This is a genomic window from Variovorax sp. KK3 (assembly GCF_001984055.1).
Lineage (GTDB): Bacteria > Pseudomonadota > Gammaproteobacteria > Burkholderiales > Burkholderiaceae_C > Variovorax.
On the sequence record NZ_LYVO01000056.1, the window covers coordinates 25,316 to 47,424 of the forward strand.

Here is a 22,109-nt window from a genome sequence, read left to right on the forward strand (position 1 = left end):
ATCGTGCAAATGCCTCGCATGCTGCGCCAGCTGATGCATCGCCGTATCGTGCTGGTCTCCGCCCTGGTGCTGCTGGTGATCGCAGTGCTGGCAATGGGCGCGCCCTGGTTCGCCTCGGCCGACCCCAACGACACCGCGGTGCTCGATCGCCTCAAGCCTCCGAGCGCCGCCCACCTGATGGGCACCGACGAACTGGGCCGCGATATGTATGCCCGCATCGTCCACGGCGCGCGCTATTCGCTGGCCATCGCCGCGCTGACCGCCTTGGGCGCGGTGATCGCCGGCACCATCCTGGGCCTGGTGGCCGGCTTCTTCCGCCGGCTCGACGCGCCGCTGATGCGCGTGGTGGACGCGATGATGTCCTTCCCTGACATCCTGTTGGCCATCGCGCTGGTGGCCATCCTCGGCCCTTCGTTGGTCAACGTGGTGTTGGCGCTGGTGCTGGTCTACACGCCGCGTGTGGCACGGGTGGTGCGCGCCTCCACGCTGGTGGTGCGAGAACTGCTCTTCGTCGAAGCCGTGCGAGCGCTGGGCGTGCGCACCTCGCGCATCTTGTGGCGCCACATCCTGCCGAACCTGATGTCGCCGATCCTGGTGCAGGTGTCTTTCATCTTCGCCTATGCAATCCTGGCTGAGGCGGGGTTGTCGTTTCTCGGTGTCGGTGTGCCGCCTGAGATTCCTACCTGGGGAACGATGGTCGCGAGCAGTCAGCAGTATGCGGATCGAGCCTTCTGGGTCGTGCTGTTTCCCGGTCTCGCGATCATCTTCACGGCGCTGTCTTTGCAATTGCTGGGTGATGGTGTGCGTGACTTGCTCGATCCCAAGCTCAAGAAGGCGGGCTGAATGAAGGTGGACCTTTCGGGGCGTGATCCATCAAGTCGGTCGCGGATCGGCCCGCACAACACGCATGCTCCCGTGCCGAGGGCATGGGGTGTCCCCCGCAGCGAAATAAAGGAGGAGGCGAAGCCGGGGGACATTCGCGGAGGGGGACACCCCGTGGCCTCGGCACGCGCCCCCGCCCGTAAAAACAGCCAGAGCGAACGCGAAGCGGAGCCAATGACATGACGACACCAAAAACCCCCCGCCTCACGGTAAAAAACCTGAGCACCACCTTCCCCACAGAAGACGGCCTGGTCCGCTCCGTAGCCGACGTGAGCTTCTCGATCCAGCCCGGCAACACCACCGCCCTGGTCGGCGAATCCGGCTCCGGCAAATCCGTGACGAGCCTCACGCTGATGGGCCTGCTGCCCAAGACCGCCAACGCCCAGGTCAGCGGCCAGACCGCGTTCTGCACCCGCGACGGCCGCACCGTCGACCTGCTCGGCTTGCCCGACCGCGAACTGCGCCGTTTGCGCGGCAACGAGCTCGCGATGATTTTTCAGGAGCCGATGACCAGCCTCAACCCGGTGTTCACCATCGGCGAACAGATCGCCGAGAGCGTGCGCCTGCACAAGGGCCTGGACCGCAAGGCCGCCCTGGCCCACGCGCTGCGCATGCTCGAGCTGGTCGAGATTCCGGCCGCGGCGCGTCGGTTGCACGAGTATCCGCACCAACTGTCGGGCGGCATGCGCCAGCGCGGGATGATCGCGCTGGCCATGGCCTGCGACCCCACGCTGCTGATAGCGGACGAGCCCACCACCGCGCTCGACGTCACCATCCAGGCGCAAATCCTCGAACTGATGCGCAAGCTGCAGGCCGAAACCGGCATGAGCATTTTGTTCATCACCCACAACCTCGGCGTCGTCGCACACCATGCCGACGACGTCGTCGTGATGTACGCGGGCCGCGTGGTCGAGCGTGCTCCCGTGCTGCCGCTCTTCGCATCGCCCGAGCATCCTTACACGCAAGGCCTGCTGGCCTGCCTGCCCGGCAAGGCACAGGCGCGCGGGGAGGGCCGGCCCAAGCGCCTCTTCGCGATCCGTGGGCAAGTTTCCAGCCCCTTGTCCCCGCCACCCGGCTGCGCCTTCGAGCCGCGCTGCGATCTGGCCATCGATGCCTGCCGCCAGGCCATGCCGGCCTTGCTCGACACCCACGGCGGCCGCCAGGCGCGCTGCATCCGCGTGCCGGTGGCCCCACCGCTGGCGAAGGCCGCGTGAATTTCAGGATCAGCCCAATGACGACCGCCACACCCCTCATCGAGGTTCGCCACCTCAAGAAATACTTCGGCACCGGCGAGCGCCCCGTGCGTGCCGTCGACGACGTGTCCTTCGCCATCCGGCCCGGCGAGACCCTGGGCCTGGTCGGCGAGTCCGGCTCCGGCAAGAGCACCATCGGCCGCACCGTGCTGCGGCTCATCGAGCGTACCGAAGGCCAGGTGCTCTACCGCGGCGACGACATCGGACAGCTCGCGGCCGGTGCGATGCGCCGGCTGCGCAGCAAGCTGCAGATCATTTTTCAAGACCCCTACGCCAGCCTCAACCCCAAGATGCGCATCAGCGCCATCCTCGGCGAGGCGCTGGCCACGCACGGCCTCGCCAAAGGGCCTGGCGAGCGCGAGCGCCGCATCGCCGAACTGCTCGAAACCGTGGGCCTGCGCCCCGAGCATGCGAGCCGCTTTCCGCACGAGTTCTCCGGCGGCCAGCGCCAGCGCATCGGCGTGGCGCGCGCGCTGGCGGTCGAGCCCGAGTTCATCGTGGCCGACGAGCCGCTCTCGGCGCTCGACGTTTCAATCCAGGCGCAGGTCATCAACCTGCTGGCCGACCTGCGGGAACGCCTGTCGCTGACCATGCTATTCATCTCGCACGACCTGGACGTGGTGGAATACCTCTGCGACCGCGTGGTCGTGCTCTACCTGGGCAAGGTGATGGAAGTGGCCGAGACCCGCGAACTCTTCGAACGCCCGCAGCACCCCTACACCCGGGCGCTGCTGGCCGCCAGCCCCAAGCCCGATCCGCTGGTGGCGAGCGATCGGGTGCCGCTCAAGGGCGACATCCCGAGCCCGGTGGCGCCGCCCTCGGGCTGTGTATTTCGCACCCGCTGCCCGCATGCCATCGAGGCCTGCAGCCAGACGGTGCCGCCGCTCAACGAACTCTCGCCGGGCCATCATTCGGCCTGCATCCGCACGGAGCTGATGACGCAATGACCACCACGGAAAAAGACATCTTCGACCCGCTCCTCGACACCCGCTTCAAGGGCTATCCGCGCACCCAGCCTCCCAGGCGCCGCAGCCAGATCGGGCAGGCCGGCTGGCACGTGCTGGCCGGCGACCTGCCGCTGCCGCTGGCCGTGCTCAAGCGCGAGGCGCTGGAGCACAACGTCGCCTGGATGCAGACGCAGGTGCGCCGCTGGGGCATCGACCTCGCGCCGCACGGCAAGACCACCATGTCGCCACAGCTCTTCCGCCGCCAGCTCGATGCGGGTGCCTGGGGTCTGACATTCGCGACCGTCACGCAGCTCGCGGTGGGTGTGGCGGCCGGCGCGCGGCACACGCTGATCGCCAACCAGGTCGTCAGCGACGAAGACCTGGCCGGCATCCAGAAGCTGCTGGAGCAACACGCTGGCCTGCGCGTGGCCTTCCTTGTCGACTCGCCCGCGCAGCTCGCATTGATCGAGGCCTGGTCCGTGCGCCACGTCGACAGCGTGCCCTTCGACGTGATGCTCGAAATCGGCGTGCAGGGCGCGCGAACCGGCTGTCGCACGCACGACGAAGCGATCGCGCTCGCCGCACGGTTGCACGAGAGCGAAGCGGTGCGCCTGGTCGGCATCGAGTGCTACGAAGGACAAGGCGCGACCGGCGACAGCGGCCCCGACACGGACTACACCAACACCTTGATGGACCGCGTCGTCGCCGTGGCGCAGCACTGCGACGAGCACGGATGGTTCGCGGCCGACGAGGTGCTGGTCTCGGCCGGCGGTTCCGCGCTCTACGACCTGGTCGCGCTGCGCCTGAAGCCGAAGCTCGGCCGTCCAGTGCGCGGCGTGCTGCGCTCGGGCTGCTACGTCACGCACGACCATGGCAACTACCAGCGCCTGCAAGTTTCCATCGACCAGCGCATGGACTGCGAATGCGGCGACAGCCTGCGTCCGGCCATGGAGGTCTGGGCCCTGGTGCAGTCGCGGCCGGAGCCCGGGCTGGCGATCCTGGCCGTGGGCAAGCGCGACATCTCCTTCGACCTCTCCATGCCGGTGCCCATCGCGCGCGCCGCGCTCGGCAGCCGGTCGACGTCGGCGGTGCCGCCGGGCTGGGCGATCTCGGCACTCAACGACCAGCATGCCTACCTGCGCTGGGATGCCGCCGACGAGCCGCAGGCGCCGGTGGTCGGCGAGCGCATCGGCCTCGGCATCTCGCACCCGTGTACCACCTTCGACAAATGGCACTGGATGCCGGTGGTGGAAGACGACTACCGCGTGAGCGACGCGGTGTGCATGCACTTCTGATGCCCAAGTGCCACCGATGCCGCCCATGACCGGTTCCCTGCTCCAGCGCATGGCCGCGACGCGCGACGGCGCGCCCACCACGCGCCGCGCCATCCTCGACCTGATTCTCGAAGACCCCGACCGCGTGCTCGAGGAAAGCTTCGAATCGCTGGCCGAGCGCTCGCGCAGCTCGGTGCCCACCATCATGCGTACCTGCCGCGACCTGGGCTTCGCGGGCCTGCGCGAGTTCAAGCTGGCACTGGCGCAGGAGCTGGCGCTCGGCGGCTCGCCGCTGCACCGGCGCGTCAACATCGCCGATGCGGCCGACGAGGTGGTCGGCAAGATCGCTCGCAGTGCCGCGGCGTCGGTGTCGGGCGTGCGCAACCAGCTCGACATGGCGGTGCTCGATGCCGCAGTAGCCGCCATCGCGGCCGCGCCGCACGTCGACCTGTACGGCGCCGGCGCCACCTCGTGGTTCATGGCCAACGACCTGCAGGCGCGGCTGTTCCGCCTGGGCCTGTCGGCCAACGCCTGGTCGGACTACCACCTGCAGCAGGTGGCCGGCGCGGCCCAGCGGCCCGGTGGCGTGGTGATCGCCATCTCGCACGTGGGCGGCATGCCTTCGCTGCTCGACGCCGTCGACATCGCACGCGGGCAGGGCGCCCAGGTGGTGGCGATCACGCGGCCCGGCACGGCCTTGGCCGAGAAGGCCGACTTCCTGATCGGCCTGTCGGTGCCCGACGATGCGGTGATGCACGTGGGCATCGACGCCTACCTCGCCCACCTGACGGTGATCGAGATCCTGACCGTGCTGGTGGCGCAGCGCCGCGGCGAACCGGCAGTTCAACGGCTTCAGCGCGCGCGCGAGGCCTTTCAGCGCCACGGCATCGATGCCAGCACGCATCCGCTGCAGAGCTGGGATGGTGGAGGAGTGAAGCATGGCTGAACAGACATCCGATCCATCGAACCACTCCGTCTCCCTCTCGCGCTCTCGGGAGAAAGCGGGAGGTGAGGCCGACACCGTCACCTTGCTCGAAGCCGGCCTCATCGTCGACGGCTCCGGCGGCCCCGGCTGGATGGGCGACGTGCTGCTCGTCGGCGACCGCATCCTGGCCCTGGGCGAGGGCCTGCGCCATCGTCTGCCCGATGGCATCGCGCCCGAGGCGCTCCATGTCGTCGACTGCCGCGCCAAGGTCGTCTCGCCCGGCTTCATCGACGTGCACACGCACGACGACGCGATCGTGCTGCGCGACCCGCTGTGCCTGCCCAAGGTGTCGCAGGGCATCACCACCGTCGTCACCGGCAACTGCGGCATCTCGCTCGCGCCCTACCGCACGCCCGAGGCGCTGCCGCCGCTCACGCTGCTGGGCGCCGATTCCTTCCGCCACGCGACCATGGCCGACTACCGCGCAGCCGTCGAGGCGGCGCAACCGGCGCTCAACGTCGCGGCGCTGGTCGGCCACACCACCCTGCGCTTCGCCACCATGGACGCGCTCGACCGCGCGGCCACCGACGACGAACGTGCGCGCATGGCCGCACTGCTCGATGCCTGCATGGCCGAGGGTGCGCACGGCCTGTCCTCGGGCCTCTTCTACGAGCAGGCCTTCGCCGCGCCGGCCGACGAAGTGACGGCGCTGGCGCGCGTCGTCGCGCGCCATGGCGGCGTCTACGCGACGCATCTGCGCAGCGAGATGGAAAGCATCATCGAGGCCATGCACGAGGCCGGCGACACCGCGTTCACGGCCGGCGCGCCGCTGGTGATCTCGCACCACAAATGCGCCGGCCCGGCCAACTGGGGCCGCACGAAGCAGACGCTGCCGCTGGTCGACACGTTGGCGGAGCGCCAGGAGATCGCGCTCGACGTGTACCCCTACGTGGCCGGCTCCACCGTGCTGCGCGAAGACCTCATCGATGGCGTGATCGACGTGCTCATCACCTGGTCGGACCCACATCCGGGCACGACCGGCCGCATGCTGGCCGACATCGCGCGCGAGTGGGGCGTGGACCAGCGCGAAGCCTGCCGCCGCCTGCAGCCCGGCGGCGCCTGCTACTTCCAGATGCAGGAAGAAGACGTGGAACGCGTCATCGCGCACCCGCGCACGATGATCGGCAGCGACGGCCTGCCGCACGACCGGCATCCGCATCCGCGCCTGTGGGGCGCCTTTCCGCGCGTGTTCGCGCGCTACTGGCGCGACCGCCAGCTCTTCACGCTGGAGCAGGCGGTGCACAAGATGACCGGCATGACCGCACGCAACATGCGCATCGCCGACCGCGGCCTGTTGCGCGCCGGCGCGATGGCTGACGTGGTGGTGTTCGACCCGCGCACCGTCGCCGACACCGCCACCTACGACCGGCCGAAGAGCGCGAGCGTTGGGATCGAACGTGTGTACGTCAACGGCGTGTGTGCCTACCTTGGCGGCGAGCAGGAGCCGGCGGTCCGCGCGCGCGCCGGGCGCATGCTGCACCGGGGCGGGTAGCCTGCGCGCTCGCCCGCGATCTCGGCGGGCCGTGCCGGCCGCTAGAGCATCTCGACCTGAATCCCGCGCAGGTGCCGCAGATGGCGCGGGCCCAACTGCCGGTCGTTGGCGGAGATCAGCGACAGCGGCCCCAGGCCGGACGGCAGCGGCCGTCCGTCACGCTCGTAGAGCACCAGAACGCCGCCGCCGATGTCGGCGTTGTACAGCTCGCACCAGCTGAACAAGGCCCGGTAGCCGTCCCCGCCGAGGGCTGCGATCACGCAGCGCTTGAGTTGCGATCGCGGCTGCGTGGAAAAGCCCGAAGCGTCCAGCACGTCGATGAGGCGCACGCCGGCCAGGCTGTGCACGCGGGTCACCGGCCGGCCGGTGAAGCAGTTGATCTGCGTCGGGCCCATCTCCCGCCGCGGCAGCGCGGCGAGTGCTTCCAGGCCCAGCGTGCGCGGATGGGGCAGGTGGCCGCGCACGGTCAGCGTCGCCGGCGCCTCGGTCGTCGGCGCTTGCGCCTGGTCCATCTCTAGGGTTGCATCCAGCATCGGTTCGCCTCGAAGTTCAGCCTGGGGATGACTCATTGTGGTGAGCCTTCGGGAGCGCGGCACGCCGGCGGATGGATGATCACCATATCGAGGCGGATATAGCGAAACGAGACGAGCGCCTACGCGTGCCGCAGGCAGAGGTGCGAGCCGTGCTGGGGTCGAGGCGGCGCATCGGCCTGCGACAGCGCAGCCACGAAGCTGGCCAGGCTGGCCGTGCGCAGCGGCAGGAATGGAATGCCCAGGCGCAGGCATTGGCGCTTGATGCTGTTGGCCGAGTCGTGGTCGATGCAATCGACCGGAAACAGCACGCGGTCGGCCCAGCCGATCGAGGCGACGAGCTGGCCCTTTCGGTCTTCGAGCCCGCCGTCGTGCCGCCGCAGCTCCCCGCCGCCGCGCTCCACCCATTCGCGAATGGCCTGCGACGAACTCGGGCGGCCGCCGACATAGAGCAGCCGTGTGCCTTTCAGCGTGTCCAGGTCGGCCGCCGTCGATGCTTCGTCGTCGGCCAGCCATCGGTGCAGCTGCGATTCCGCGGCATGCAGTTCGCGCGCGAGCACGCCCAGGTTCGAGCGCAAGCCGTCGCTTTCTTCCTGCAGGCGGCGGATCTCGTCGACCGCCCGCTGAGCCTGCAGCTCGGCACGCTCGCGGCGCTGCACCTGCAGGGTCACCCAGTCGGCGTCCTTGCCGGCGGGCAACGGCTCGCCGGTGGCGGGAGCCGGTTTGGCTTGCTCGACCTGCGTGCGGGTCGCCTTGAGCTGGGCGGCCGTGTGGCGGTGCTCCTGCTCGGCTCGATCGTGCGTTTCGACCAGGCGTTGGTGGCGGTCCTGCAACTGCGCGAGCTGGGCACGGAGCTGCTCGTTCTCCGCCTGCAAAAACACCCGCTGCCGCAGGTCAGCGCGGGTCGAGGCGCCCATCAGGTGCGACAGCATGTGCACTTCGCCGAACACCTGCTGGCGCAGGGCTTCCGGCGTGTGTCGATGCGAGAGCACGGCCCAGTAGGCGCCTGGCACTTCGCCGCGCTGCACGAACTCGCGCCACAGCGCCTCGACCTCGGCCGCGTCGCGGGCCTTGGCAAAGCGCCGCACCGCCGGGTCGTGCAGACGGTCCAGTGCCTTGTGCAGCGCCTTGGCCGCCAGCGGCTCCTTGCTGCACAGGCGCACGGCATCGTGGTGCACGTCGAGTTCGCTCGCACCTTGCACGTCGACGAAGCGCGCGATCACGCGGCGCAGTTCGGCGTCGGTCAGGCAGGTGCCGACCACCGAGCAATGCAGGTGGGTTTCGAGGTCGCCGAGGCGCACGCGCGTTGCGCCGGGCGGCGGCGCAGCGTCGTCCGGCATTGCGGGCCAGGGCGCCTGCTGTGCCGTGGGGTACTTGAGCCGAAAGGCTGGCGCGGGCTCGGTAGGCAAGGTCATGACGGGTTCCGAACGTTTGCGCGAAATATACGGGTGAATATAGCAACACGCAAAGACGCGATCCATGAGATGGATGTGGGTCTACTCCTGATAAGGAAGATTGTATGGGTCGAGAAGCTTGGAATCGCTCGTTTCTCGAATATCGTTATGTCGTCTACGACACAACGAAGAGGCGAACCATGTCCGAAGCCTTCATCCTGCCGCCCCGTGCCGCGGCCTTGCTCGCGTTCCTGGTCGCCGGCTGCGGCGGAGGAGGCGGCGGCAACGGCTGGCCGGTTCTTCCGCCCGCACCGGCGCCTGCCCCCGCGCCGGCTACGTCGCTCAAGCTCGAAGGCTCGATCGACCTGCCGCGGTCCTACACCGCGGCCGACCTCGCGGCCCGTGCGCCGGTGACACAGACCGTCACCTATACCAGCGGCAGCGGCAGCGGCAGCCAGACGAAGATCTACACCGGCGCCAACCTGTGGTCGCTGCTCGCCGACGCCGGCATCCAGCTGGACGCCTCGCGCAAGAACGACGTGCTGGGCCGCTACGTGGTCGCGACCGGCGCAGACGGGTACCGGTCCATCTTCTCGCTCGGCGAGATCCACCCCGAGTTCGGCAACCGCGCCAGCATCGTCGCCTACGCCGCGGTCACCGGCGGAAGCAGCGCGCCGCTCGACGAGGTCGACGGCCCCTTCCGCGTGACCGCGCCCACCGACATCAAGGGCGGCCGCTACGTGTCCAGCCTGGTCAAGCTGCAGGTCCAGCCTTCCGCGGCGCTCACGGCAGGCGTCGGCGGCGGCACTTCCGCTTCGTTCAGGGTGTCGGGCCAGGTCGCCACCGCCGCCACCTACGACATCGCTGCGCTGAAGGGCCTGCCGGCCGTCACGCAGACCGTCGCCGGCACTGCGTATACCGGCGTCAGCCTGTGGACGCTGCTCAACACCATCGGCCTCAAGCCGCCGGCCGGCAAGAACCCGACGCTGGCGATGTACGCCGTGGCCACCGGCAGCGACGGTTACCGCGCGCTGGTGTCGCTGGGCGAGATCGACCCGGGCTTCGGCAACAACGGCGCGATGGTGGCGTATGAAATTAACGGCGCGGGGCTCGGCGCCAACGGCATGGCGCGGCTCGTCATCCCGGGCGAGGTGAAGCAGGGACGGCTGGTATCGAACCTGATCGCGATCGAGGTGCTTGCGGCGACCGGCCCCTGAGGACCGTTCGGCGCTCGCCAGCGCTCAGGCCCGCGCGCCGACCAGGCAGGCCAGCACCAGCGCCGCGAGCCACGCCGTCTCGACCAGGATGAGCGCCACGGGCCGCCAGCCCGCCTTGGCCAGGTCGCGGAACGAGGTCTTCATGCCCAGGGCCGCGACCGCCACCACCAGCAACACCTGCGAGGTCTCGCCCAGGCCGCGCACGGCCGCCGGCGGCAGCACGCCGCTCGAATTGACGGCCACCATCGCCACGAACAGCACCAGGAACCAGGGGACGAGCGGCGCACTGCGGACGGCGCGACCCCCCTCGGCGTGCGGCTGCGCCGCCGCCCGCGCGCGCTTGAACGCGAGCGAGATCGCGAACACGACCACGGTCAGCATCGCCACCCGGAACAGCTTGACGATGGTCGCGATGTCGCCGGCTTCCGGCCCCAGCGTGTAGCCGGCGCCGATCACCTGCGCCACGTCGTGGATGGTGGCGCCGATGAAGATGCCCGCCTCCCGCGCCGGCAGGCCCACGGCGCTCGCGATCAGCGGATACGCCACCATCGCCACGGTCGACAGCAGCGTGACGGCCACCACGACCATGAGCGTGTGCCGCTCTGCGTTCTTGTCGCGCGGCAGCACCGCCGAAATGGCGAGCGCCGCGGAGGCGCCGCAGATCGCCACGGCCCCGCCCGCCAGCACGCCTTGCGCGGACGTGAAGCCCAGGCGCCGCCCGATCGCCAGGCCCAGCACGATCGTCGACACGACCCCGGCGGCGACCAGCAGCGCCGTGCTCCATCCCAGGTGCATGACCTGCTGCGCGGTGATCCGTGCGCCCAGCAGTCCCACGCCCAGGCGCAGGCAGGCTCGCGCGCAGAACTTGATGCCGGGCGTGCTTCGCGGCTCGTGGCTCAGATGGTGCAGGGCGACGCCGATCATCAAGGCATAGAGAAACACCGGGCCGCCGTGCCGCGACGCGACCAGGGCCGCAGCGGCGGCGACGACGGCCGACAGCGCGGAGCCGGGCAGCAGGGTCAGCGCGCGGTTCAATGCCGCGGGCGAAGCCTTCGATGACAGCGAGGGGGCCGATGGAGAAGTCATGCGGCGATCGTAGGAAGTGGTCGCTGATCGGTCCAACGAATTGTTCTGGAGGAAGTGATCGAAAAAATGGGTCAGCATCCGTAGTGGACCAGCGATCCCTGACGACGGCTTTTCGTTGGCATACTGCTGCAGCGGTTTCGTCGGGCCGCGCCATCCGGCAATCGCACCGACTCGAAAGGTATCCCATGAAAATCAGCGCCAGAAACGTCCTGCCAGGCAAGGTCACGGCCATCGTCCGCGGCCCCGTGACGACCGAAGTCACCCTCGAAATCGCGCCGGGTGTCCAGATCACCTCCACCATCACCAGCGCATCCGCGCAGTCGCTCGGCATCAAGGAAGGCGGCAAGGTTTACGGCGTGATCAAGGCGTCGAGCGTGATGATCGCGACCGACGATTGAAGATCGACGGGGTCTCGATCCCGCGGGCGCTGCAGCGATCGGTCGTGGCGGCCGCGATGCTCGCCGGTGCGATCGTCCATGGCACCGGCCATGCCCAGCCCGGCCCGGTCTGCCTGCAGACGGGCACCGGCACACCGTCACCGCCACGCGCCCTGGCCTTGGCGGGCGCCGCGCGGCAGGAGCACCGGGCCTTCGGCGGCCAGACGCTCGATGCCGAGGGCCGGCTCACCGCGTCGGGCGCGTCCGAAGCCGAAGCGCTGCGAGGTCCCTCGCTGCGTCCGGCGCCCTGGCAGCGCGTCATCGGCTACTGGCAGGCCGTGGGCACCCACGGCGGCCGGCTGCCTTCGCAGGTGGCCTACGGCGGCTGGCGGCCGGCCGATCGCAGCTTGCTCCAGCAAGCCCTCAACCAGGCCAGCGCCGAGCATCTGCAAGGCCTCGGTGTCGGGCCGGACCAGGGCCTGACGTCACAGGAACTGCGCGCCCTGCGCATCGCGGTCGACCGCGTCGCGGTGATCGACACGCCGTGGTCGGCCGCCTTCGTGAGCTGGCTCGCGCGCGAAGCGGGGCTGGGACCGGACGAGTTCGCGTTCTCCGAGGCGCATGCCGACTATGCCGGCGCTGCCTGGCAGGCCGGCGCCGCGGAAGCGTCGGGCCAGGCCACCGCCTATGCGATGCGCGCTTGCGACGCGATGCGCACGCCACCGCGCGTCGGCGACCTCGTCTGCCATGCCCGCAGCGACGACGCGCGGGTGGCCGACTTCGCATCCATCGGCCGCCTGCTGGCCTCGCGCGCCACCGGCGGTGCGGCGCTGCCCATGCACTGCGACGTGGTGGTGTCGGTCGACGACGGCGGTCTGGACGCAGTGGGCGGCAACGTGCTGCAGTCGGTCACCTTGCGGCGCTTGGATTTCGTGCCCGGCACGCGGCGCATCGACCCGAGCTACGTGGGCTGCGAAGCGGGCACGGCCGGCTGCGTCGATCGCCACATGAGCCGCGCCCCCTGGTCGCTGCTGCTCCAATGGCGCTGACTTCTCGCTCCCTCCCCCGCTGGGGGAGGGCTGGGGTGGGCGCACCCGGCGGTCGAAGCGGCGCCGATCTCAGAGGATGCGGTTGAACCAGAGCAGCGACAGACCCGCCGACAGAAGCGCCAGCGCCGCGGCACCGAGCGCGAAGAGCGCCGAGATCTCGGTTTCCTTCTTCTCGACGGTGAGCCGCGAACTCAACGTGTTGTAGACCTTGGTCAGGTCGGCGGCGGTGCCGGCGTAGTAGTACTCGGCCTGCGTCTTGTTGGCGATGGACTTGAGCGTTTCCTCGTCCAGCCGCACGCGCATCGACCAGCCTTCGAAGCCGATGGTCTCGCCGTCGACCGTGCCGATGCCCACCGTGTACACGCGCACGCCGCGCTCCGAGGCCGCCTTGGCCGCGTCCAGCGGGTCGACGCCGGTGGTGCGCTGGCCGTCCGTCAGCATGATGATCGCGGCCGAGGTGTACGAGCCCGGCGCGACCGGCACGAACTCCTTCGGGGCCGCCTTGCCGGCCTGGTCCAGCGGCACGCCGCGCTGGCGCGGCGCCTGCGGGCCGAAGTTGGAGACGTCGATGCCCTGGTCGGGGAACAACGTGGCGAGCGACACCACGATGGCGTTGCCGGTGGCGGTGGCGCGCTGGAGCTGGAACGAGTCGATCGCCTGCACCAGGTCTTCGCGGTTGGTGGTGGGCAGTTGCGCCACGTTGGCGCTGCCGGCGAAGGCGACGATGCCGACCTTCACATGGCGCGGCAGGTCCTTCAGGAAGGCCTTGGCCGCGTCCTGCGCCGCCACCAGCCGGTTGGGCAGCACGTCGGCCGCGCGCATGCTGCCCGACACGTCCATCGCCAGGATGATGGTCTGCTGGTTGGAGGGCAGCACCACCACCGCCATCGGCCGGGCGGCTGCGATCAGCATGGCCACCATCGCCAGCAGGAACAGGAAGGGCGGCAGATGGCGACGCACGCTCTGGCGCGCGCCCATGGCTTCGCGCACGATCGACAGGCTGGCATAGCGCAGCGCCAGCTTCTTCTTGCGGCGCAGGAGCCACACGTAGAGCAGCACCAGCAGGGGCACCGCGGCCATGAACCACAGGAACTGGGGCCAGAGAAAGGTCATGCTGCCACCGCCTTGGAAAGGGACGCACCGGTGGCGCGCACGCGGCGCTTGCGCATGTCGGCGAAGCGCACGATGGCTTGCACCAGGTCGTCCTGAGTGGAGAGTTCGAGCGTGTCGACGCCGGCCTTGGCCAGCGTCTCGCGCAATGTGGTTTCGCGCTCCGCGGCGAGGCGTGCGAAGCGCTTGCGGAAGCCGCCGTCGTGGGTGTCGACCCACAGCTGCTCGCCGGTTTCGGCGTCGGTGAGCGGTACCAGGCCGAGGTCGGGGATCTCCAGTTCGAGCGGGTCGAACAGGCGCACGGCCACCACCTCGTGGCGCTGCACGAGCTGGGCGAGCGGGCGGTCCCAGCCGGGCTCGGAAAGGAAGTCTGACACCACGAACACGGTGGAGCGGCGCGGCATCAGCACCGCGGCCGACTTCAGCAGGTCGGCCAGGCGGGTCATGCCTTTTTGCGCCGGCTGCCGTTCCTTCTTGTCGGAGCGCCGTTCCATCGCGTCGAGCAGGTGCAGCACGTGGCGCCGGCCCGATCGTGGCGGGATCACGGCTTCGACGTCGTTGCCGTAGACCAGCGCGCCGACCCGGTTGCCGTGGCGCGTGAGCAGGCGCGCGATCACGCCGACGAAGCCGGCCGAGATCTCGCGCTTGGCCTTCACGCCGGAGCCGAAATCGACCGAACGGCTCAGGTCGAGCACGAACCAGGCGGCCATCTCGCGGTCTTCGGTGAACACGCGTACGTGCGGCGTCTGCAGGCGGGCAGTGACGTTCCAGTCGATGTGGCGCACGTCGTCGTGGTGCTGGTACTCGCGCAGGTCGGCCAAGTCGAGGCCGGTACCGCGCATCAGCGTGCGGTAGTCGCCCTGCAGCAGGCCGTCGAGGCGGCGGATCACCGTCCATTCGAGCCGGCGCAGCGCACGCTCGGCGCCGCCGGCCGCGGCCTCGACGGCCGCGAGCTTCGCGTCGTTCGCCGCCGCGCGGCGGCTAGGCCACCAGCTTTTCATGCTCGAGCGGTTTGGCCGGCGGGGGCACGGCCCGCATGATGCGTTCGACCAGGCTGTCGGGGGTCAGGCCCTCGGACAGGCCTTCGTACGAGAGCGTGACACGATGCCGCAGCACGTCGGGCACCAGGTCGGTCATGTCTTCCGGCAGCGCGTAGCTGCGGCCGCGCAGCAGGGCCAGCGCGCGCGCGCCTTCGGTCAGGTTGATGCTGGCGCGCGGGCTGGCGCCGTAGGTGATGAATCGGCGCATGTCCTTCAGCCCGTGGCGGTCGGGCGTGCGCGTGGCCGACACCAGCCGCACCGCGTACTGGATGAGCGACGGGTCGACGTACACCTGCCGCGCCTCGGCCTGCAATGCGGCGAGCTGGTCGATGGTGGCGACCGGCGTGGCTTCGAGCGCCGGGCCGATGACGCGCTGGACGATCACGAACTCTTCCTCGTCGGTCGGGTAGTCGACCAGCACCTTCATCATGAAGCGGTCGACCTGGGCTTCGGGCAGCGGGTAGGTGCCTTCGGTCTCGATCGGGTTCTGCGTCGCCATCACCAGGAAGGGGCGCGGCACGCGGTGCGTTTCGCCGGCGATGGTGACCTGGCGCTCCTGCATCACTTCGAGCAGGGCGCTCTGCACCTTGGCAGGTGCGCGGTTGATTTCGTCGGCCAGCAGCAGGTTGGCGAACACCGGGCCCAGGGACGTGCTGAAGTCGCCGGTCTTCTGGTTGTAGATGCGCGTGCCGACCAGGTCGGCGGGCACCAGGTCGGGCGTGAACTGGATGCGCTTGAACTGTCCGCGGATCGCGTCGGCCAGCGTCTTCACCGTCAGCGTCTTGGCCAGTCCGGGCACGCCTTCCACCAGCAGGTGGCCGCCCGCCAGCACCGCCACCATCACCCGTTCCAGGAAGCGGTCCTGGCCGACGACCACGCGCTTGACCTGGTAGAGGATCTGCTCCATCAGCTCGGCGGTGCTGCCGGCGGGCGCAGAGGGGACGGAGGGTGTCGCTTCGGGTTCCATGCTCATGCGTTGCTTTCGTCGTCGTTGAGTCAGAAGGGTGGCGAACCGGCGGCCGAGGCGGCGTTCTCGATCGGCACTGCAAAACCGATGCCAATGAAGGTGCGCTGCTGCGTCGGGTTGAGGATGGCGGTGACGATGCCGAGCACCTCGCCGTTCATGTTGACCAGCGGCCCGCCCGAATTGCCGGGGTTGGCGGCCGCGTCGAACTGGATCAGGTTGCCCAGCTCCTGCTTGCCCTCGGGCGAGCGGAAGGAGCGCTTGAGGCCCGACACCACGCCGCCCGACACCGAGGGGCCGATGCCGAACGGGAAGCCGACCGCGGCCACCTGGTCGCCCGGCATCAGGTCGGCGGTGGAGCGCATGGTGGCGGGGATCAGGTCGTCGGGTAGCTTCTGGGCCTGCAGCACGGCCAGGTCGTTCTCGGGCTGAACGCCGGTGATGACGGCCGGTGCTTCCAGGCCATCGGCGAAGGTGACCTTGATCTTCTCGGCGCCCGCGACCACGTGCAGGTTGGTCAGGATGACACCCTTGTCGACGATCACCACGCCGGTGCCGACACCGCGTTCGACCTCGCCCGGGGGCTCGTCGGCCTCGGGCGCCTTGCCCTTGGCGAGGTTGCGGCCCTGCTTCTGGGTCTGTGCTTCGGGGGTCTTCTTCTCGGGGCCGTAGCCGACCACGCGCACCACCGAGGGGCGGATGATCTCCGCGGCGCGGGCATATTGCGAGGGGATGCTGGCCGTCTGCAAGGTGCGCAGCACGGCGGCGTCGATGTCCTTCTGCGTGTACTGCCGGAAGTTCTGGCGCGGCCAGGTCGCGATGGCGGTGGCCGAGGCTCCGACGACGACGGCCAGCAGCAGCGCGAAGCTGCGGCGGCCGGGGTGCCAGCGCGCCTTGGGCGACGTCGATTCGGCTGCCGCGGGTGTCGGCGCGCCAGGCGCCGCCTGAGGCGCCTCGTCGTCGGCGGCCGCCTGCAGCGGCGTGCCGGGCGAGCGGCTGTAGAAAGCAGGCCTGCGCATCGGGACACCTCCGAAAAAGTCCACGCGAGATGGAGTCACGGTAGCACGCTTTCCGCGCCAATGCTTGCGTTCGGGCATCATCTTTCGATGAAGCCCTTGATCGATACGCACTGTCACCTCGACGCCCCGGAGTTCGGCGACGAGATGCCCGCCATCCGGGCCCGGGCGGCCCGACGCGGCGTGGGGCTTTGCGTGATTCCCGCCGTGGCGACCAGCAATTTCGCGATCGTTCGCGAACTCGCGCATGCGCAGGACGACGCCTATGCGCTGGGGATCCATCCACTGTGCACGCCCGGCGCCGGCGAGGGCGACCTGGCCGTGCTCGACGCCGAACTCGAGGCCCGGCGTGACGACCCGAGGCTCGTGGCGGTGGGCGAGATCGGGCTCGACTACTTCGTGGACGGCCTCGACGACGAGAAGCAGACGCACGTGTTTCGCAACCAGTTGCAACTCGCGAGGCGGCACGGCCTGCCCGTGGTCATCCACGTGCGCCGCTCGGTGGACAAGGTGCTGCGGCACCTGCGCGACACCGCGCCGGCCGATGGGTGGCGCGGCATCGCCCATGCGTTCAACGGCAGCATGCAGCAGGCGCGGGCCTGCCTCGACCTGGGCCTGAAGCTGGGCTTCGGTGGTGCGGTGACCTTCGATCGCGCGCTTCAACTGCGCCGTCTGGCGGCTGAACTGCCGCTCGATGCGATCGTGCTCGAAACCGACGCGCCCGACATCCCGCCGCACTGGCTCTATCGCACCCAGGCGCAGCGAGCGGCGGGCGAGCCGCAGGGGCGCAACGATCCGGGCGAACTGCCCCGCATCGCCGAGGTGGTGGCCGACCTGCGCGGCATCACGGTCGAGGCCTTGGCCGAGGCGACCACGCGAAATGCGGTCGCGGCCCTGCCACGTCTGTCTTCGCTGATGCCGCTGTAGTCGCGGACGCTGCAGCCCGCGTAGGCCGAGTTCGCGACATGCGCGGAGGGTGCTCTGCAGGCCATGTTTGCTGTCATCCTTGCACTCCGGACGGCCGTTCTGGCCTCGTGGCAAGTTCGTCACTCCAACATCGCAAAGGAGCTTTATCCATGAACAAATCCATTCGCATCCTCCCCGCCGCACTCGTCCTGGCATTCGCCGCCGCACTGCCGGCAGCCGCCCAGACCCAGCCCGCAGAGCCCACCATGACCCAGAAGGCCGAGAACGCCGGCGAACGGGCTTGGGACGCCACCAAGAGCGGCACGAAGAAGGCGGTGAACGCGACCGAGAACGCTGGCGAGAAGGCCTGGGATGCCACCAAGAGCGGCACCAAAAAGGCCGTGAACGCCACGGAGAACGGCAGCAAGAAGGCGTGGAAGTCGACCAAGAACACCAGCAAGAAGGCCTGGAACTCCACCAAGAAGGGCACCGCCACGGCCGTCGACAAGACCGAGAACGTGGCGAGCAGGGCCGGCGGCGCGGTGAGCAACACCGCCACGGCAGCGGCCGACAAGACCCGCCAGGTCGGCGACAAGATCGGCGAGAAGATCCCCGGCACCGCGCAGAACGAAGCCGCGAAGAAGCCTTGATCAGATTGCTGCAGACCTTGAGGAAACCCGCCGCCGGCGGGTTTTTTCTTTCAGGCCAGAATTCGCGCCCTGGATGGAACGAGACGACGCATCATCATCACCAACGCGGGCCGAGCCGCCGCTCGTGCTGACCGGGCTGCCGCCCGTGGTGTCCGGCGCCACCGTCGTGCTGATCCTCGGCAGCTTTCCGGGTGCGAGGTCGCTCGCGGAGCGGCAGTATTATGCGCACCCGCAAAACCAGTTCTGGAAGATCTTGCAAAGACTCTGGCCCCATGATCCGCTCCCCACGGGGCCCGACAGCTATCGAAAGCGGAGCGAATGGCTGCTGGCCCATGGCCTGGGAGTTTGGGACGTCTACGGGCGATGCACGCGTACCGGCAGCCTGGACTCGGCCATCCGCGACGCGGTGCCCAACGACATTGCCGGCCTGCACCTGCCGGCCCTGGCCGCCGTCGCCCACAACGGCGGTGAAAGCTTCAAGCATGCGAAGCACACCCGCGGCCTGGGCGTTCCGGTGCACCGCCTGCCCTCGACCAGCCCGGCCCACGCATCGTGGAACCTCGAACGCAAGACGGCTGCGTGGCGCGAGGTGATCGCGCAGTACCTGCCAGTGCAGTTGCCGGCACAGCTGCCGGCGCAGCCGCCCGCGCCATGAAGCCTGGCTTGCCCGAGGTCAACTTCTCCGATTACGGCGACGTGCGCTACCTGCACCTGGGCACCGAATGGGTCCAGGGCTCGATGAAGCTCGACGCGCCCTTCGAGATCGAGCTGGAGTACGTGCAGCGCATGATGGCCTGGCTGCTCTTCGTCGACCCCGCCGAGGTGCCCAAGCGCCACGCCATGCAGTTGGGCCTCGGCGCGGCCAGCCTCACCAAGTTCAGCCGCAAGGCGCTGCGCATGCGCACCACCGCGATCGAGCTCAATCCGCAGGTGGTGGCGGCCTGCCGCGGCTGGTTCAAGCTGCCGGCCGACGATGCCAAGCTGCGCGTGGTCGTCGCCGATGCGCAGGCCGAGATTCGCAAGCCCGTGTGGCAGGGCTCGGTCGATGCGCTGCAGGTCGACCTGTACGACCACGAGGCTGCCGCACCGGTGCTCGACAGCGAGGACTTCTACGCCGACTGCCGGCGCCTGCTCACCGAGGACGGTTGCATGACGGTCAACCTCTTCGGCCGCTCCTCCAGCTTCGAGCGCAGCCTCGAAAAGATCGGCGCCGCTTTCGGCAGCGACGCGCTGTGGGCCTTCCGTCCGACGCGCGAGGGCAACACCATCGTGCTGGCCCAGCGCAGCCCGTCGCGGCCCAAGCGCGCCGTGCTTGCCGAGCGGGCGCAAAGCATCCAGACTCGCTGGAGCCTGCCTGCGCCGAAGTGGCTGCGGGTGTTCAAGTACCTCGCAGAATCATGAGCGCAGTCGCATGAGCGCAGTCACGTCGCCCGCATCCAAGCCACCACGCCACGAAGGTCCGCTGCAGTTGCGGCTGTTGATCGAATGGCTCGCCCGCGACGGCGTGATCTCGCCCGAAGAAGCCAAGCGAACCCTCGCGCGCTGTGCGCAGGCCGAGAGCCGCCAGCCCCCGCTCGTGCGCCTGGCCAACGTCGCCATGACGCGCCAGTCCGACAGCAAGCCGCTCGACCTGGAGATGCTCACCGAATGGCTGGCCGGACGGGCCGGCCTGTCGTACTTGCGCATCGACCCTTTGCGCGTGGACGTGGGCAAGGTGGCCGACACCATGAGTGCCGCCTACGCCGAGCGCCACAAGGTGCTGCCGGTGCAGGTCACCCCCACCGAAGTGGTGGTGGCCACGGCCGAGCCCTTCCTGACCGACTGGATGGCCGAGGTGGAGCGCCAGGCCCGTCGCTCGGTGCGGCGCGTGGTGGCCAACCCGTTGGACATCCAGCGCTACACGGCCGAATTCTTCTCGCTGGCCAAGTCGGTGCGCGCGGCGCAGAAGGCCGGCGGCAGTGCCGGCGGCACCAGCTTCGAGCAGCTGGTCGAACTCGGCAAGAGCACCAAGCAGCTCGACGCCAACGACCAGAGCGTGGTGCAGGTGGTCGACTGGCTGTGGCAGTACGCCTTCGACCAGCGCGCCAGCGACATCCACCTGGAGCCGCGGCGCGACCAGGGCGTGATCCGCTTCCGCATCGACGGCGTGCTGCACCCGGCCTACCAGATGCCGATGGGCGTGATGAACGCGATGGTGTCGCGCATCAAGCTGCTGGGCCGCATGGACGTGGTCGAGAAGCGCCGTCCGCTCGACGGCCGCATCAAGACCCGCAACATCCGCGGCGACGAGGTCGAGATGCGCCTGTCGACCTTGCCCACGGCTTTCGGCGAGAAGATGGTCATGCGCATCTTCGACCCCGACACGGCAGTCAAGGACCTCGATGCGCTGGGCTTCGCGCAGCACGACGCGCAGCGCTGGGAGCGGCTGGTGACCCGGCCGCACGGCATCATCCTCGTGACCGGGCCCACCGGCTCGGGCAAGACCACCACGCTCTATTCCACCCTCAAGCGGGTGGCGACGGAAGAGGTCAACGTCAGCACGGTCGAAGACCCGATCGAAATGATCGAGCCTTCCTTCAACCAGACGCAGGTGCAACCCCAGCTCGACTTCGGCTTCACCGAGGGCCTGCGCGCGCTGATGCGGCAGGACCCGGACATCATCATGGTCGGCGAAATCCGCGACCTGGCCACCGCCGAGATGGCGGTGCAGGCCGCGCTTACCGGCCACCTGGTGTTCAGCACCCTGCACACCAACGACGCGCCGAGCGCCATCACGCGGCTGATGGAACTCGGCGTGCCCAACTACCTGATCAACGCCGTCATGCTGGGCGTGCTGGCGCAGCGCCTGGTGCGCACCTTGTGCCCGCATTGCAAGGCACCCGACGACACCGTCACGCGCGAGCAGCTCGGCGAGTTCGTCAAGCCCTGGAACATCACCGGCTCGGTGCGCGCTTACAAGCCGGTGGGCTGCGTCGACTGCCGCATGACGGGCTACCGCGGCCGCATGGGCCTCTACGAACTGCTCAGCGTCACGGAGTCCTTCAAGACCCTCGTCAACAAAGAGCCCAACGCGGGCGCGCTGCGACGCCAGGGCGTGCAGGACGGCATGCGGCCGCTGCGGCTGGCCGGCGCCCTGCGCGTGGCCGAAGGGTTGACCACGGTCGATGAAGTCCTGAGCGCCACGCCGCCGCTCGAATAAGGCCTCGCGCGCACCTTCGCGCCTCGGGGAAACCCTAGCCCCTCGCTAGGTGGTATCCACATCGAACCTGACCGGAAGCTGACCCCACAATCCCGCTGTTCTAAATTCCTAGGGGACAGTTCGTGAAAATCAAAAGTCAGAAGGACTTTTTCGCGGGCCTGATGTTCACGGTCGTCGGCATCGCCTTCGGCTGGGGAGCAACGGCCTACAACGTGGGTACCGGCGCGCGCATGGGCCCCGGCTACTTCCCGCTGATGCTCGGCATCCTGCTGGCCATCCTGGGTGCGATCGTGATCTTCACGGCGCTCAGCATCGAGACGGTCGACGGCGAACCGGTCGGCGGCATCGCCTGGCGTCCGCTGGCCTTCATCATCGGCGCCAACGTGATCTTCGGCATCCTGCTGGGCGGCCTGCCCAGCATCGGCCTACCGGCCATGGGCCTCATCGCCGCCATCTACGCGCTGGTGCTGATCGCGGGCCTCGCGGGCGAGCACTACAACTTCAAGTCGAGCCTGATCCTCGCCACCATCCTGGCGGTCGGCAGCTACGGGGCCTTCGTGGTCGCGCTCAAGCTGCAGTTCCAGGTCTGGCCTACCTTCATCACCGGCTGAGAACGACCGCGCCATGGAACTCATCAACAACCTTTCCATCGGGTTCACTGCGGCCTTCACGGTGCAGAACCTCATCTACGCCTTCGTCGGCTGCCTGCTGGGCACGCTGATCGGCGTGCTCCCCGGC

General features: G+C 69.2%; 22 protein-coding genes. 15 read left to right on the forward strand and 7 right to left on the reverse strand.

What is annotated here, in order from left to right; genetic code table 11:
• Positions 1 to 3 precede the first annotated feature (3 nt).
• The 6 genes from B0W80_RS23280 (at position 4) to B0W80_RS23305 (ending at position 6,833) form a co-directional block, all read left to right on the forward strand.
• Complete coding sequence (locus tag B0W80_RS23280; RefSeq protein ID WP_077001542.1) at positions 4 to 843, forward strand: ABC transporter permease; 840 nt, start codon at positions 4 to 6, stop codon at positions 841 to 843.
• 218 nt (positions 844 to 1,061) lie between these two features.
• Complete coding sequence (locus B0W80_RS23285) at positions 1,062 to 2,096, forward strand: ABC transporter ATP-binding protein (RefSeq protein WP_077001543.1); 1,035 nt, start codon at positions 1,062 to 1,064, stop codon at positions 2,094 to 2,096.
• 17 nt (positions 2,097 to 2,113) lie between these two features.
• The gene (locus B0W80_RS23290) at positions 2,114 to 3,082 is read left to right on the forward strand and encodes an ABC transporter ATP-binding protein (protein ID WP_077001544.1); all 969 of its coding nucleotides are present in this window, start codon (positions 2,114 to 2,116) and stop codon (positions 3,080 to 3,082) included.
• Positions 3,079 to 4,377: an amino acid deaminase gene (locus B0W80_RS23295; RefSeq protein ID WP_077001545.1), complete on the forward strand. Its 1,299-nt coding sequence runs from the start codon at positions 3,079 to 3,081 to the stop codon at positions 4,375 to 4,377. Before B0W80_RS23290 ends, B0W80_RS23295 begins: the two co-directional genes overlap by 4 nt.
• Positions 4,378 to 4,402: 25 nt before the next feature.
• Complete coding sequence (locus B0W80_RS23300) at positions 4,403 to 5,302, forward strand: MurR/RpiR family transcriptional regulator (RefSeq protein ID WP_077001561.1); 900 nt, start codon at positions 4,403 to 4,405, stop codon at positions 5,300 to 5,302.
• Positions 5,295 to 6,833 carry an amidohydrolase family protein gene (locus B0W80_RS23305; protein WP_083745570.1) on the forward strand — a complete coding sequence of 513 codons (1,539 nt, stop codon included), beginning with the start codon at positions 5,295 to 5,297 and terminating at the stop codon, positions 6,831 to 6,833. Before B0W80_RS23300 ends, B0W80_RS23305 begins: the two co-directional genes overlap by 8 nt.
• A gap of 41 nt (positions 6,834 to 6,874) precedes the next feature.
• On the opposite strand, the gene B0W80_RS23310 is transcribed toward B0W80_RS23305, so the two are convergent.
• Both B0W80_RS23310 and B0W80_RS23315 read right to left on the reverse strand, forming a co-directional pair.
• A complete protein-coding gene (locus B0W80_RS23310; RefSeq protein ID WP_143684750.1) occupies positions 6,875 to 7,366 on the reverse strand; it encodes a molybdopterin-dependent oxidoreductase in 492 nt (163 codons plus the stop codon).
• A gap of 119 nt (positions 7,367 to 7,485) precedes the next feature.
• On the reverse strand, positions 7,486 to 8,778 hold the full coding sequence (locus tag B0W80_RS23315; protein ID WP_077001548.1) for a DUF2325 domain-containing protein: 1,293 nt from the start codon (positions 8,776 to 8,778) through the stop codon (positions 7,486 to 7,488).
• Positions 8,779 to 8,957: 179 nt separating this feature from the next.
• Between B0W80_RS23315 and B0W80_RS23320 the strand changes: the two genes are divergently transcribed.
• On the forward strand, positions 8,958 to 9,974 hold the full coding sequence (locus B0W80_RS23320) for a molybdopterin-binding oxidoreductase (protein ID WP_077001549.1): 1,017 nt from the start codon (positions 8,958 to 8,960) through the stop codon (positions 9,972 to 9,974).
• Positions 9,975 to 9,998: 24 nt separating this feature from the next.
• On the opposite strand, the gene B0W80_RS23325 is transcribed toward B0W80_RS23320, so the two are convergent.
• Positions 9,999 to 11,060 (reverse strand): YeiH family protein, encoded by a 1,062-nt coding sequence (locus B0W80_RS23325; protein WP_077001562.1) that lies wholly within the window; start codon positions 11,058 to 11,060, stop codon positions 9,999 to 10,001.
• Positions 11,061 to 11,245: 185 nt separating this feature from the next.
• Here B0W80_RS23325 and B0W80_RS23330 point away from each other — a divergent pair, with 185 nt between their 5' ends.
• Positions 11,246 to 11,458: a molybdopterin-binding protein gene (locus tag B0W80_RS23330; protein ID WP_077001550.1), complete on the forward strand. Its 213-nt coding sequence runs from the start codon at positions 11,246 to 11,248 to the stop codon at positions 11,456 to 11,458.
• Positions 11,455 to 12,486 carry a DUF2272 domain-containing protein gene (locus B0W80_RS23335; protein WP_256856669.1) on the forward strand — a complete coding sequence of 344 codons (1,032 nt, stop codon included), beginning with the start codon at positions 11,455 to 11,457 and terminating at the stop codon, positions 12,484 to 12,486. The genes B0W80_RS23330 and B0W80_RS23335 overlap by 4 nt, the downstream gene beginning before the upstream one ends.
• 69 nt (positions 12,487 to 12,555) lie before the next feature.
• On the opposite strand, the gene B0W80_RS23340 is transcribed toward B0W80_RS23335, so the two are convergent.
• The 4 genes from B0W80_RS23340 to B0W80_RS23355 are packed head-to-tail and all read right to left on the reverse strand — an operon-like array spanning position 12,556 to position 16,619.
• Positions 12,556 to 13,599, reverse strand: coding sequence for a VWA domain-containing protein (locus tag B0W80_RS23340; protein ID WP_077001551.1), 1,044 nt, complete (start codon positions 13,597 to 13,599; stop codon positions 12,556 to 12,558).
• Positions 13,596 to 14,597 (reverse strand): DUF58 domain-containing protein, encoded by a 1,002-nt coding sequence (locus B0W80_RS23345; RefSeq protein WP_077001552.1) that lies wholly within the window; start codon positions 14,595 to 14,597, stop codon positions 13,596 to 13,598. Before B0W80_RS23345 ends, B0W80_RS23340 begins: the two co-directional genes overlap by 4 nt.
• Positions 14,578 to 15,603: a MoxR family ATPase gene (locus B0W80_RS23350; RefSeq protein ID WP_077001564.1), complete on the reverse strand. Its 1,026-nt coding sequence runs from the start codon at positions 15,601 to 15,603 to the stop codon at positions 14,578 to 14,580. Before B0W80_RS23350 ends, B0W80_RS23345 begins: the two co-directional genes overlap by 20 nt.
• Before the next feature lie 29 nt (positions 15,604 to 15,632).
• Entirely contained in the window at positions 15,633 to 16,619 is a 987-nt protein-coding gene (locus tag B0W80_RS23355; protein ID WP_077001553.1) for a S1C family serine protease, read from the reverse strand.
• Between the two features lie 87 nt (positions 16,620 to 16,706).
• Between B0W80_RS23355 and B0W80_RS23360 the strand changes: the two genes are divergently transcribed.
• From B0W80_RS23360 to B0W80_RS23385, 6 genes are all read left to right on the forward strand, one after another.
• Positions 16,707 to 17,543 carry a TatD family hydrolase gene (locus tag B0W80_RS23360; RefSeq protein WP_077001565.1) on the forward strand — a complete coding sequence of 279 codons (837 nt, stop codon included), beginning with the start codon at positions 16,707 to 16,709 and terminating at the stop codon, positions 17,541 to 17,543.
• A 149-nt stretch (positions 17,544 to 17,692) separates the two neighbouring features.
• A complete protein-coding gene (locus B0W80_RS23365) occupies positions 17,693 to 18,172 on the forward strand; it encodes a hypothetical protein (protein WP_077001554.1) in 480 nt (159 codons plus the stop codon).
• A 73-nt stretch (positions 18,173 to 18,245) separates the two neighbouring features.
• Positions 18,246 to 18,827 carry a DNA-deoxyinosine glycosylase gene (locus tag B0W80_RS23370; protein ID WP_077001555.1) on the forward strand — a complete coding sequence of 194 codons (582 nt, stop codon included), beginning with the start codon at positions 18,246 to 18,248 and terminating at the stop codon, positions 18,825 to 18,827.
• Complete coding sequence (locus tag B0W80_RS23375) at positions 18,824 to 19,573, forward strand: spermidine synthase (RefSeq protein ID WP_077001556.1); 750 nt, start codon at positions 18,824 to 18,826, stop codon at positions 19,571 to 19,573. The genes B0W80_RS23370 and B0W80_RS23375 overlap by 4 nt, the downstream gene beginning before the upstream one ends.
• A gap of 10 nt (positions 19,574 to 19,583) precedes the next feature.
• The gene (locus B0W80_RS23380) at positions 19,584 to 21,371 is read left to right on the forward strand and encodes a GspE/PulE family protein (RefSeq protein WP_077001557.1); all 1,788 of its coding nucleotides are present in this window, start codon (positions 19,584 to 19,586) and stop codon (positions 21,369 to 21,371) included.
• Positions 21,372 to 21,493: 122 nt separating this feature from the next.
• The gene (locus B0W80_RS23385; RefSeq protein WP_077001558.1) at positions 21,494 to 21,982 is read left to right on the forward strand and encodes a tripartite tricarboxylate transporter TctB family protein; all 489 of its coding nucleotides are present in this window, start codon (positions 21,494 to 21,496) and stop codon (positions 21,980 to 21,982) included.
• Positions 21,983 to 22,109 lie beyond the last annotated feature (127 nt).